General features: G+C 71.5%; 12 protein-coding genes and 1 riboswitch. Of the genes, 7 read left to right on the top strand and 5 right to left on the bottom strand.

From position 1 onward, the window contains the following. The 3 genes from ABZ297_RS32220 to ABZ297_RS32210 all read right to left on the bottom strand — a co-directional run. A partial coding sequence (locus tag ABZ297_RS32220) for a PH domain-containing protein (protein WP_355354001.1) occupies window positions 1–887 on the bottom strand: 887 nt, incomplete at its 3' end. Then, on the bottom strand, window positions 884–1,375 hold the full coding sequence (locus tag ABZ297_RS32215) for a PH domain-containing protein (RefSeq protein ID WP_355353998.1): 492 nt from the start codon (window positions 1,373–1,375) through the stop codon (window positions 884–886). The genes ABZ297_RS32220 and ABZ297_RS32215, both read right to left, overlap by 4 nt. After that, window positions 1,372–1,599 carry a hypothetical protein gene (locus tag ABZ297_RS32210; RefSeq protein WP_355353995.1) on the bottom strand — a complete coding sequence of 76 codons (228 nt, stop codon included), beginning with the start codon at window positions 1,597–1,599 and terminating at the stop codon, window positions 1,372–1,374. Before ABZ297_RS32210 ends, ABZ297_RS32215 begins: the two co-directional genes overlap by 4 nt. 110 nt (window positions 1,600–1,709) lie before the next feature. Between ABZ297_RS32210 and ABZ297_RS32205 the strand changes: the two genes are divergently transcribed. Further along, window positions 1,710–2,939 carry a histidine kinase gene (locus ABZ297_RS32205; RefSeq protein WP_355353992.1) on the top strand — a complete coding sequence of 410 codons (1,230 nt, stop codon included), beginning with the start codon at window positions 1,710–1,712 and terminating at the stop codon, window positions 2,937–2,939. Beyond that, a complete protein-coding gene (locus ABZ297_RS32200) occupies window positions 2,936–3,586 on the top strand; it encodes a response regulator transcription factor (protein WP_355353989.1) in 651 nt (216 codons plus the stop codon). The genes ABZ297_RS32205 and ABZ297_RS32200 overlap by 4 nt, the downstream gene beginning before the upstream one ends. 1 nt (window position 3,587) lies before the next feature. Here the strand turns inward: ABZ297_RS32200 and ABZ297_RS32195 are convergent, their stop codons facing one another. Next, window positions 3,588–4,688, bottom strand: a complete 1,101-nt coding sequence (locus tag ABZ297_RS32195; RefSeq protein WP_355353986.1) for a phosphotransferase family protein — start codon at window positions 4,686–4,688, stop codon at window positions 3,588–3,590. 143 nt (window positions 4,689–4,831) lie between these two features. On the opposite strand from ABZ297_RS32195, the gene ABZ297_RS32190 reads away from it, so the two are divergent. Together ABZ297_RS32190 and ABZ297_RS32185 are read left to right on the top strand one after the other, a co-directional pair. After that, entirely contained in the window at window positions 4,832–6,154 is a 1,323-nt protein-coding gene (locus ABZ297_RS32190; protein WP_355353983.1) for an NYN domain-containing protein, read from the top strand. An 84-nt stretch (window positions 6,155–6,238) separates the two neighbouring features. After that, a complete protein-coding gene (locus tag ABZ297_RS32185; protein WP_355353980.1) occupies window positions 6,239–7,207 on the top strand; it encodes a C40 family peptidase in 969 nt (322 codons plus the stop codon). A gap of 16 nt (window positions 7,208–7,223) precedes the next feature. Here ABZ297_RS32185 and ABZ297_RS32180 read toward each other — a convergent pair whose 3' ends face one another. Further along, window positions 7,224–8,432, bottom strand: a complete 1,209-nt coding sequence (locus ABZ297_RS32180) for a cytochrome P450 (RefSeq protein WP_355353977.1) — start codon at window positions 8,430–8,432, stop codon at window positions 7,224–7,226. Between the two features lie 260 nt (window positions 8,433–8,692). Here ABZ297_RS32180 and ABZ297_RS32175 point away from each other — a divergent pair, with 260 nt between their 5' ends. The 3 genes from ABZ297_RS32175 to ABZ297_RS32165 all read left to right on the top strand — a co-directional run bounded on the left by ABZ297_RS32175 (window position 8,693) and on the right by ABZ297_RS32165 (window position 11,524). Next, window positions 8,693–9,481, top strand: coding sequence for a helix-turn-helix domain-containing protein (locus tag ABZ297_RS32175; protein WP_355353974.1), 789 nt, complete (start codon window positions 8,693–8,695; stop codon window positions 9,479–9,481). Between the two features lie 261 nt (window positions 9,482–9,742). Beyond that, window positions 9,743–9,903, top strand: a riboswitch (cyclic di-AMP (ydaO/yuaA leader). Between the two features lie 52 nt (window positions 9,904–9,955). Next, window positions 9,956–10,477: a C40 family peptidase gene (locus ABZ297_RS32170; protein WP_355353971.1), complete on the top strand. Its 522-nt coding sequence runs from the start codon at window positions 9,956–9,958 to the stop codon at window positions 10,475–10,477. 231 nt (window positions 10,478–10,708) lie between these two features. Further along, the gene (locus ABZ297_RS32165; RefSeq protein ID WP_355353968.1) at window positions 10,709–11,524 is read left to right on the top strand and encodes a hypothetical protein; all 816 of its coding nucleotides are present in this window, start codon (window positions 10,709–10,711) and stop codon (window positions 11,522–11,524) included.

Genomic DNA, 11,524 nt, shown 5'->3' with positions numbered 1-11,524 from the left:
GACAGCTCCACGCCGCGCAGCCGCCGCTCCTCCAGTGTCAGCGAGCGGGTGGTCAGCAGGCCGCGGCGCAGCCTGAGCCTGCCGGGCTCGCGCTCCAGCCGGTAGCGCCCCCACGACTCGGCGAACAGCAGCACCGCGCCGAGCAGGCCGATCACGACGTTCGCCAGGAAGAGGAGCGGCACCGTGAGCCACGGCCGCCCCGTCACCCACTCCCACGCGCCCGACGCCGTGCCGGTGCTGAACAGGTTCACGCCGAACGCGTCGACCAGCTTGTACAGCCCGCCGAGCACCAGCGCGCCGCCCGCGAACGACCACACCGTCAGGGGCGCGTACCTGATCCACGACCACCGCAGCTCGGCCAGCGGGCCCTCCGGCTCCTCCTGAGCGGCCGTCCGGAGCAGGACGTGGCGAAGCCGCTCGGCTTCGTGGCCGGTCAGCGGGTCGAGCGTGAGCTCGGTGCGGTCGGTGGCGTGCTCGCCGGTGCCAACCTTGACGACGGTGAGGCCGAAGACCCGCCGCACCGGATCGGCCCGCAGGTCCACGCTGCGCACCCGGTCGCGCGGGATCGACAGGTGCTGGCGCACGGCGATGCCCGAGCGCAGTTCCACCCGGTCGTCGGTGAGCCGCCAGCGGGTCGTGCGCAGCCGCACCTCGTCGTACGCCAGCGTCGCCGCGACGATCAGCACAGCGGCGCCCGCGCAGGCGGCGGCGATGGCGGCAGGCGGCCAGTGCAGGCCGTACAGCAGCCTGGCCAGGACCACGACGACGGGCACGACGACGGCCAGCGAGAGCACGGCCGAGGCGGCCAGGCTCCGCCGGGACAGACTCCGCCAGCTCAGGTCGCCCGGGGTGGACTGGGTGATCGTGGTGGGCTCTCGCCGGTTCACGTCGCGTCTCCCGGGGTGGCCTGCGTGATCGCGGTCAGTCGTTCGGCCAGCTCGGCGGCCAGTTCGTGGTCGAGCGCCGCGATCCTGATCGCGCCCGCGGCCGAGGCCGTGGTCACGGTGACGTCGGCGAGCCCGAACAGCCGTTGCACCGGCCCCCGCGCGGTGTCGACCGTCTGGATGCGCGACATCGGCGCGACCCGCCAGGTGTGGGTCAGCCAGCCCTTGCGCGTGTAGACGGCGTCGCCGGTGACCTCCCAGCGTTCCACCCGGTAGTACGCGCGCGGCACGACGAAGGCGAGCACCAGGCAGGCCGCGGCGAACGCGCCCACCACGCCCGCCAGCCAGGCGGGACGGTCGGTGAACAGCAGGAAGGCCGCCACGGCCGCGGCGGCCGACGGCACGGCGAGAATCAGGAACTGGACGGTCCACCAGGCGATCGCCCGCGGGTCGGCCTGGTTGCGCGGCGGGCGCAGTGTGCTCGTGCTCACGTCCGGTCCGCCGCCTTCCTCGCCGAACCGGACGCGGCCGCCAGCGCCACACCTAGGACGCCGATCACGATGGCCGCGAAGACCTCGTAGCCGTCGAGGAACGGCAGGATGTTCACCAGCAGGAGGTCGTGTGCCCAGCGCCACCAGCCGAACACGGTGTTGAGCAGCCCGCCGAGCCCCTGAAAGATCAGCAGCCAGGCGAGCACGTGGAGAAGTCCCTTCATGCCTCCAGGTTCGTGCCGGGCCGGGGCGAGCCGCGTCGGCCGGAGGTCTCGTCCCCCATCTACTTTGGTCGCTGTTCGGCACCCTCCCGCAACGTCTAACCTCGGGAAACGTGACGGAATACCGATGGGTGCTGCCCTCCGTGCTGCTGGGCGACGGCAGCGACGGGCGCCCGGCGAAGCGCTCGACGCGCGACTGGATCGTCGACACCGTCATGTTCCTCGCCGCCTGCGGCCTCACCTATCTGAGCCTGTCCGACCTCGCCGGTGACCCGAGGCCCCTGCAGATGATCGAGCAGGTCGCGGGCGCGCTGTCGTGCGCCGCGGTGTGGCTGCGCCGCAGGTGGCCGATAGGGCTGGCCCTGGTCACCAGCGTGCTGTCGTCGTTTCTGATACTGGTGGGCGGGGCAGCGGTGGTGGGGCTGTTCACGGTGGCCGTGCACCGGCCGTTCAAGGTCTCCGGCCCGATCGTCCTGCTCAGCCTCGTCACGCTGGTGCCCTACGTCATGCTCAGGCCCGACAGAGAGCTCGGCTTCTGGGGGGCGATCGTCCTCGGCTTCGCCATCGTGCTGACCGTGTTCGCCTGGGGCGTCGTGGTGCGCGCCAGGCGGCAGCTCGTCTGGTCGCTCAGGCAGCGCGCCGACATCGCGGCCGAGGAGGCCAAGCGGCTGGAGCGCGAGCGCATCGCCAGAGAGATGCACGACGTGCTCGCGCACCGCCTCTCGATGCTCAGCCTGCACGCGGGGGCGCTGGAGTTCCGGCCCGACGCCTCGTCCGGCGAGGTGGCCAGGGCCGCCGGGGCGATCAGGAGCAGCGCGCACCAGGCGCTGCAGGACCTGCGGGAAGTGATCGGCGTGCTGCGCCACCCGGGCTCCGACCCCGACAGCGCCGTCCCCGACCGGCCGCAGCCCACGCTGGGCGACCTGCCCGCGCTGGTCGAGGAGTGCGGGCACGCGGGCATGGACGTGACGCTCGCCACGCCCGGCCTCGACGTCCCGCTCGCCGCGTCCGCCGGCGGGGAACGGCGCCCTGCGGACGGTGCGGACGTGCCGCAGGGCCTCGGCAGGAACGTCTACCGGATCGTCCAGGAGGCGCTGACGAACGCACGCAAGCACGCCGGCGGCGCTCCCGTCACCGTCACCGTGACGGGCGGCCAGGACGACGGCGTCACGGTCGAGGTGCGCAACCCCCTCGGGGGCCGCCAGCCCATGCGGCTGCCCGGGGCGGGGGCCGGGCTCATCGGGCTGAACGAGCGAGCCGAGCTGGCGGGCGGCCGGCTGCAGCACGGCCCCACCGCCGAGGGCGACTTCCTCCTGCGAGCCTGGCTACCGTGGACCCCATGACGATCAAGCTGCTCATCGTTGACGACGACGCCCTAGTTCGGGCCGGGCTCTCCATGATCCTGGCGGGGGCGGGCGACATCGAGATCGTCGCGGAGGCCGGCGACGGGGCCGAGGTGCCGCCGCTGGTCGCCGAGCACCATCCGGACGTGGTGCTGATGGACATCCGGATGCCCGGCGTCGACGGCCTCACCGCCACCGAGCTGCTGCGGGCCGCCGAGTCGCCGCCCGAGGTGGTGGTGCTGACCACCTTCCACGCCGACGCCCAGGTGCTGCGGGCGCTGCGGGCCGGGGCTGCGGGCTTCCTGCTGAAGGACATCCCACCCGGCGAGCTGGTCGAGGCGATCAGGAAGGTGGCCGCCGGCGAGCCGATCCTGTCGCCTGTTGTGACCCGCCAGCTCATCACGCACGTCTCCGACGGCGGTCCCGAGCGCCGCGCCGGCCGGGCCCGCACGCTGCTCGGACGGCTCAGCGAGCGCGAGCGTGAGGTGGCGGCGGCGGTCGGGCAGGGCAAGTCCAACGCGGAGATCGGGCGCGAGCTGTTCATGAGCGTCGCCACCGTCAAGGCGCACGTCTCGCGCATCCTCACCAAGCTGGAGCTGAACAACCGGGTGCAGGTCGCGCTGCTGGTCTACGACGCCAGCCTCTGAGTTAGCGGCTGAGCAGCTCCTCGATGGTGGTCCGGTGCAGCACCAGGTCGTCGGGGTCGCCGGGCATGGGCTGCTCGCCGAAGTGGATCCGGCGCCGCCACACCCTGGCCATGATGACGCCGTGCCTGAGGGCGGCGTACATCTCGTAGAAGCCCATGTCGCGGGGCTCATAGCCGGTTAGATCACGATATGTACGGCAGACGTCGTCTCGGCGCATAAAGTCCGGCAAGCCGGGAAGACCCAGGGACTCTGTGATGTCCTGGAAGAAACGGTGCAGAAAGATCATCCAAGCGAGGTCGAGCTCGCGCGGCCCCAGCGCCGCCATCTCCCAGTCGAGGACCGCCACCGGCGTGAAGTCCCGGTAGATCACGTTGCCGATGCGCGCGTCCCCCCAGGAGAGGACGTCGGGGCCCGGGTCGTCCGGCCAGTGCGCCTCCAGCCAGTCGAAGGCCCGCTCCAGCAGCGGGACCCGCAGGCTGCCGTGAGCCCACTCATAGTAGGCCCGCTGCTCGTCCACGTGCGCGCGCAGCCCGCCCTCGCCCGCCCTTCCCCCATCCGGCCCTACCGGCCCGCTTCCGGTCAGCACGGCGAGGTCGTCGCGGGTGAAAGGGGCGTCGTGCAGGGCGGCCAGGACGCCTACCGTGGCGTCCTGGAGCCTGCGCCGGTCCTGCGGGCGGGCGTCGCGCAGCCAGCCCTCGAAGGTGTACGGCGTGAGGTCCTGCGGTACGTCCCCGTCCTCGCGCTCCATGACGAAGAACGGAGAGCCCAGCGGGCCCGGGTCGGGCTCCAGCCAGAGCGCCCGAGGAACGGGAACTCCAGCTTTCCCCCTGGCAAGGCGCATGATCTCGAACTGGGCCCGCAGGTCGTAGGACGGGAAGACGGGTACGGCCTCCGCCGCTGGTGCGAGCCTGGCGACGCAGCGTGTGCGCTCGCGTCCCCACGAGGCGGTGAAGAAGAGCGTCTCGCTGGACAGGCCGTTCCCCGATGGACGCGACAGCTCCGAGACCGTGACGGGGGAGCCGACCCGGCCGCGGAGCCAGGCGGCCACCCGGTCGTGCAGTTCTTCCAGGTCACGGGTGGAGGTGCGGATCTGCTCCGTCATGGTAGGCCTCCTGGGCGAGCGTCGGTCCCGGCTCTGTCGTATCTCGCCAACCAAGCGCTTGTCCATACCAGGGTGGCCGTCACGGGCCGGTACGCGACAGCCGTACCCTTGTGTGAAAGGGCATGTCACGAAGGGACAGTGGGATGAGTTCAGCGGGTGAAGGCCTGTCTCGCCCGCTTCCCGAGCAGGTGCGGCTGAACGTCGTCGACCTGGCCGCTCAGGTCCTCGGCTCGATGCCTGCTGTCTCCGTCCCGCCACCGCTGCGCGGCATCGCCAAGTTCGACCCGCGCAAAAGAGCCAAACTCGGCAGTGCGCCCATCGCGGCGCAGCTCGAGAACGACAAGAAGTTCCGCGAGGTCGTCGCCGAGTCGGTGGCGGCCGGGTGGCCGGAGCTGGTCGCCGCGCTGGCCGAGGGCAACGTCCCGCCGGCGGCCGACCCCGTTCTCGTGGCGGCCGCCGCCTACCTCACGCGCCCGCCCGGCTGGGCGGACATGGTCGACTCCGCCAGGGCCGACCTGGAGCAGTCGGCCGTCGCGGCCGAAGGCTCCGAGCGCGAGGAGGCCGTCACCCGGCTGCGCGAGCAGCTCGCCGCGCAGAAGAGCTCCGCCAAGGAGGAGGCCGACCGGCTGCGCGAGCAGCTCAGGGTCGCCCGTGCCGAGAACTCCGACCTGCGCCGCAAGCTGCACGACGCCCGAGAGCGCGCCAAGGGCGCGGTGCGCCGTGCCGAGGAGATGGAGCACGCCGCCGAGGAGGCGAGGTCCGCGGCTTCGGCGGCGGGCAGCGCGGGGGAGTCGGAGCTGCGCCGCCTGCGCGAGCGGCTGGCCGACGCCGAGAAGCAGCTCGAAGCCTCGCGCAGGGCCGCCCGCGAGGGCAGGAGCATCGAGGACGCCCGCGTCAGGGTCCTGCTCGACGCGTTGCAGGACGCCTCGGCCGGGCTGCGCAGGGAACTGGCGCTGCCCACCACGATCAGCAGGCCCGCCGACTCGGTCGCCGCGGTGGCTCCGGGCACGCCGGGCGTGCGCGGGGTGCCCGCCCGCGCCCTGGCGGACGACGATCCGCAGCTCCTCGACCAGCTCCTCGCGCTGCCACAGGTCCACCTGATCATCGACGGCTACAACGTGACCAAGACCGGTTACGGCACGCTCACGCTCGCCGACCAGCGCAACCGGCTGATGACCGGCCTGGGCGGGCTCGTCGCGCAGACCAGGGTCGAGCTGACCGTGGTCTTCGACGGCGCCGAGCTGAACGCGCCCGTCCAGGTGGTGGCGCCGCGCGGCGTGCGGGTGCTGTTCAGCGCGCCCGACGAGATCGCCGACGACCTCATCCGCCAGCTCGTACGCGCCGAGCCGCTGGGCCGGGCCATCGCCGTCGTGTCGTCGGACCGGGAGGTGGCGGAGTCGGTGCGGCGCATGGGAGCCAGACCGGTTCCGTCAGGTCTGCTGCTGCGCCGCCTCGGTAGGGCCTAGATTACAAATCTGCAGAACGGGTGAGACCTTACCGGCCACTTCTGTACTATTTCGCCCCAGATCTGATCTCTGGGAGGCGACGCTGTGAGGTTTGGCCGGGTGCCGATGGCCGCGGGTCTAGTGGCCGGGCTGATGCTTTCACCAACGGGTGAGGCGCTGGCTGAGCCGAGACCGACCCTGCGGCAAGCCCAGGCGAAGCTCGACAAGCTGAACGACCAGGCCGACAAGGTCGTCGACCGGTACAACACGGCGAACGAGAAGTACAAGGACGCCAAGAAGCTCTACGGCAAGCTGAACGACAGCTACAAGCGCAAGCTGGCGACCGTGGCGGACCTGCGCGCGCAGGTGGTCTCGATGGCGATCGACAACTACCAGCTGGGCAGCGACATGATGTCCTGGCCCTCCATGCTGGGAGCCGACAACCCGTCGGGCATGCTCAACGGGCTGGTGCTGGCCGGGCGGATCACGCAGGCCCGCGCCGAGACACTGGTGGCCTTCGACAGGGAGAACCGCAGCCTCAAGGTCGACCGCGACAACGCGCAGACCGCTCTGTCGGCCGCCGACGACAAGCGCGACGCGGTCGAGAAGGAACGCAGCGAGATCCTCGCCCTCATCAAGCAGCAGAAGAAGCTGCTCAAGAAGCTCGGCGCCTACCGGACCGGCGACCCGAACAGCACCGGTCTGAAGTACACGGGCCCCGCCTCGGGCAACGCCGCCGCAGTCCTCCGCTTCGCCTACGCCCAGATCGGCAAGCCGTACGTCTTCGGCGCCACCGGGCCCGGCGGCTGGGACTGCTCCGGCCTCACCCAGGCGGCGTGGCGGGCCGCGGGCGTCTCCCTCCCGCGCACCACCTGGCAGCAGTGGGCCTGGGGCGCCGCCCGCAAGGTCTCCGTGAACGACCTCCAGCCCGGCGACCTGATCTTCAGCAACGGCCTCGGCCACGTCGGCATCTACGCGGGCAACGGCAAGATGGTCCACGCCCCCCAGACCGGTGACGTGGTCAAGATCTCTCCGCTGACGGGCCGCAGCCTGGTGGGCGCGATCCGTCCGTAGCCGGCCCGTTCGAGGGTCAGGCCGCGTCCCAGGTGACCGGGAGCCGATGCACGCCGTAGATGTCCGAGGTGGTGCGCAGCGGCACGTCCTCGGGCGGGACGGCCAGGCGCAGCGTCGGGAACCGGGTGACCAGGGCGGGGAAGGCGACCCGCATCTGGACGCGGGCCAGTTGCTGGCCGAGGCACTGGTGGACGCCGTGGCCGAAGGACACGTGCCCGGTGGCCTGCCGGCGCAGATCGAGGGTGTCGGGGTCGGCGAACCTGGCTGGGTCGCGGTTGGCGGCCTGGATGGAGATGGTGACGGTCTCACCGGCCCTGATCAGGTGGCCGTCCAGCTCGACGTCGTCCACCGCCGTCCGCACGCCGGTGTGGGGGATGCTCAGGTAGCGCAGCAGCTCCTCGACGGCCTGGTCGGTGCGGCCGGGATCGGCGCGCAGGGCGGCGAGCTGGCCCGGGTGGCTCAGCAGGGCGAAGGTGCCCAGCGCGAGCATGTTGGCGGTGGTGTCGAGGCCGGCGCCCAGCAGCAGGGCGCCGATGTTGGTGAGCTCCTCGTCGGTGAGGTCGCTCGTGGTCAGGTCGCTGAGCAGGTCGTCGGTGGGCTGGGCGCGCTTGGCCGACACCAGCCGGCGCAGGTACCCCTGCAGGGCGGTGATGGCGGCGTACTGCTCCTCCGGTGCGGCGTCGTGGTCGTTCAGGGCCGCCGTGTGACGCTGGAACATCTCGTGGTCGGCGTAGGGGACGCCGAGCAGCTCGCAGATCATCAGTGCGGGGATGGGCTGCGCGTACGCCTCCACCAGGTCCACTGGCGGCCCGTGCCGTTCCATGGCGTCCAGGTGCTCGGCGGTGATCTGCTCGACGCGCGAGGTGAGCCGGCGCATCCGGCGGACGGTGAACGTGCCGGTGAGCAGGCTCCGGTAGCGAGTGTGCTCGGGCGGGTCCATCCCGATGAACATCCCGGGCGGAGCCGGCGGGAACTGCCCCGCGGAGGCCGCTCCGGGCACCGGGGAGCGCATGAGGTCATGCCTTGAGCTGAAGCGGGTGTCGGCCGTCACGGCGCGGGCCAGGGTATGGCTGGTCACCAGCCAGCCCACGTGCCCGTCGGGGTAGGTCATCCGGCTCAGCGGCCGCTGCTCACGCAGCCGCGCCAGCTCCTCGGGGGGATCGAACGGGCGGCCCGCGGGACGCGTCACGGGCAGCCCCGCCAGGACGGGGAGGGATTCGGTCATCTCTGCTCCTTCTGGACGAGCGAGCTTCGGCATCGAGATAGTACGCGTTCAACTGTCAGCAAAAGCTACGTTGCATTCAATGCATTTGTCAATCGCTGATCTGACGATTTCCCTGTTTAACCAGCTGAATGAGGTAGAGAATTGCAATGGATTTGGGAGTGAATGCAACGTCCAGCCGTCCTCTGTTGCAATGGAGTGCATGCGAACGCAATACTGGCGCCCGGTGTGTCGAGCGGAAGAGCAACGGGAGGCGAGCGCGGATGCCGGGAGGCAGGCTGACCTACGAGGATCGCCAGAGCGTCGCCGCAGGCCTCGCCGAAGGGCTCGGGTACGCCGAGATCGCCAGGCGCCTCGGGCGGCCGACGTCCACGATCAGCCGGGAGGTGGCGCGCAACGGCGGCCCTGGCGGCTACCGGGCCGACCGGGCGCACCAGGCGACCGAGGGGCGCGCCCGCCGGCGCAGGTCGGCCCCGTCGCCGCCACCGCAGGCCGCCACCGGCGGATACGGGCGCGACCCGGAAGCGGTGCGCGAGCTCGAGGAGGGGCTCACGGCGCTGCTGGTCCAGAACGGGGTCCCGCGGATGACGGCCAGGGTGCTCACCTGCCTGTACACCACCGACTCCGGCGGCCTCACCGCCGCCGAACTGGTCCAGCGGCTGCGGGTCAGCCCGGCGTCGATCTCCATGGCCGTCGGCTACCTCGAGGAGCAGGCGCTGATCAGGCGCGAACGCGACCCCCGTCGGCGGCGCGAGCGGTACGTCATCGACGACGACGTCTGGTACCGGGCCTTTCTGGCGAGCGCCCGGAGGAACGTCATGCTGGCCGACGCCGCCCGGAAGGGGGCCGAGGTCCTCGGCGCCGCCACACCCGCGGGAGCCCGGCTGGAGGACATGGGCCGGTTCCTCGGCTACCTCGGCGACGACATGGTCCAGACGGCCGAGCGCTGGTGGCAGGTCCTCGTGGCGCACCGGACGGCGGGCCGCCGGTACGGCGGGACGGGTGACCCGCGCCACGTGACGGATGTGACAAGAGTTACAGATGGGACCTGACTCGAACCCGTGTCGTCAACTGTGAGAAGGGTCACATTTGAATAACGACAACCCGGCTTCCAGCAGCGATTAATCCCCTTACTGACACCTTTATCTGATCTTTACAGGCTGACTCGGGCTTTGCCAGCCCGTGAACTTTCGGCGTAGCTTCTGGCGTCGCGGTGCCAAGCCATGGCGCCGCGAACCGACATCGGTCCCCCCGATGTGGACGAGATAGTCATCCGCTGGCCCGCCGCCACCCCCACCGAGCACGACACCCGGCGGTGAGGCCTGCCGAATCCGTGCAGCCAGGAGGCACGGAGCCGGGGACCCAGCGATCCCGTTCCCCCGGGATCAGGGGTGAATCGGCGCGTAACGCGTCGTAGGGCGACTTCCAGGCCCGAATCCGTCAGCTAACCCGGTAGGCGTTCGTGGAAGATCCAAGGAGAAATCCTGTCTACCCACCCGCATAACCCCCGTCTGTCCCGTTTTGCCGTGAGTGGCGTTGCGCTCACGATGTCCGTGGCGGCTGGAGGGCTGATCCTCCATGCCCCGGCGGCGCAGGCGGCGACGACGAGCGAACGGGCCGGCACTTCCACGACCGCGGCGGCGAAGACCGTCGGGTCCGCGAAGACGGCCACGGTCTCTCGGCAGATGGCGAAGGCCCGCAAGGCCGTCGCCGTGGCCAAGGAGCAGGTCGGTGACCCCTACCGGTACGGCGGCACCGGGCCTGGCTCGTTCGACTGCTCCGGACTCGTCCAGTACGCCTGGAAGAAGGCCGGAGTGAAGATCCCGCGTGTGACGAACAGCCAGTTCGCGCGCATCAAGAAGAAGGTCTCCTGGAGGAGTCTCAAGCCGGGCGACCTGATGTTCTTCCGCGGGCTCGGACACGTCGGCATGTACGTCGGCCATGGCAAGATGATCCACTCGCCGAGGACCGGCGAATCGGTGCGTATCGACAAGCTCGGCGGCTGGCGCAAGGCGTCGTTCGTCGGCGCGGTACGTCCCGGCCTGTGACCGATCACGAAACGCCCCGCCCCTGCCAGGGGCGGGGCTTTCGGGTGCCGTCACCCGGCGGGCCGCGTTCCACGTGGCGGCCCGGGGCCTGGCGAGCGGTGCCCGGTTTCGCGGCCACGGCCGCACGGCCTTGGTGACCGGCGGGGCCTGCGTTCCCGGATCTGTGACCTTCGGTCTCCCGGCCGTCTCCGATGGGCCGGGCCGCTACCATCTGGCATGGTGTCCGTGCAGGTGAGCCGTCGAGCCGCGCTGGCGGGGCTGGCGCTCCTCGCGGCGGCCTCGGCCAGCGCGCCGCCGCGCGACGGCGGCCTGCCGCTCGCGCATGACGGGCTCCGCGATCTCTGGTCTGACGGAGCCCGGACCGTACGCGGCGCCCGATCGCTCGTCGTGGGGCATCGCGCCGATGTGAGGCTGCTCCGCGACCTGGCACGCAGGTCCGACGCGGCGGGGGAGCGGGTCTCCGCCGTCCTGGGCGGCCAGGTGCGCCCGCTCGTGCTCGTCCCCGACTCCATCGCCGACGGCGCCCGGCTGGCGGGGCTGACAGGGGTGGCCGGGCTCGACGGGCTGGCCGCCGTCGCCGACGACGGCCGGGTGATCGTGATGCCCACCGCGTTCGCCCGGCTCACCCCCATCGGCCGGGACGTCGTCCTCACCCACGAGCTGACACACGTCGCCGCAGGCACCGACCACCTGCCCATCTGGCTGTACGAGGGCTTCGCCGACTACGTGGGCTACCGCGACGCGGGCCTCGCCGTCCCGGTGGCCGCGGCCGAGCTGGCCGCCGAGGTCCGGGCCGGGCGGCTGCCGCGCGAGCTCCCCGGGCCCGCCGCGTTCGCGTCGCGTGAGCCCGGACGGCTGGCGCGCGCGTACCAGGAGGCGTGGCTGGCGTGTCGCTTCCTGGCCGGACGGTTCGGCGAGAGGACCCTGGTGAGGCTCTACCGTGATGCCCAGAGCCGCGGCGTCGACGCGGCTCTGGCGGCGCTCGGCCTCTCGGTCGAGACACTGACGGCACGGTGGCGCGACTACGTGCGGGACGAGCTGGCGTAA

Source organism: Nonomuraea sp. NPDC005983 (assembly GCF_040614375.1).
In the GTDB taxonomy this organism is placed as follows: domain Bacteria; phylum Actinomycetota; class Actinomycetes; order Streptosporangiales; family Streptosporangiaceae; genus Nonomuraea.
This window is presented reverse-complemented; position numbering and strand designations above follow the sequence as displayed.

What these genes read in the sequence shown, in the direction of transcription:
- ABZ297_RS32175 (WP_355353974.1), top strand. Translation starts at nt 8,693, where the DNA reads ATGCCGGGAGGCAGGCTGACCTACGAGGATCGCCAGAGCGTCGCCGCA.
- ABZ297_RS32190 (WP_355353983.1), top strand. Translation starts at nt 4,832, where the DNA reads ATGAGTTCAGCGGGTGAAGGCCTGTCTCGCCCGCTTCCCGAGCAGGTG.
- ABZ297_RS32210 (WP_355353995.1), bottom strand. Translation starts at nt 1,599, where the DNA reads ATGAAGGGACTTCTCCACGTGCTCGCCTGGCTGCTGATCTTTCAGGGG.
- ABZ297_RS32180 (WP_355353977.1), bottom strand. Translation starts at nt 8,432, where the DNA reads ATGACCGAATCCCTCCCCGTCCTGGCGGGGCTGCCCGTGACGCGTCCC.
- ABZ297_RS32195 (WP_355353986.1), bottom strand. Translation starts at nt 4,688, where the DNA reads ATGACGGAGCAGATCCGCACCTCCACCCGTGACCTGGAAGAACTGCAC.
- ABZ297_RS32200 (WP_355353989.1), top strand. Translation starts at nt 2,936, where the DNA reads ATGACGATCAAGCTGCTCATCGTTGACGACGACGCCCTAGTTCGGGCC.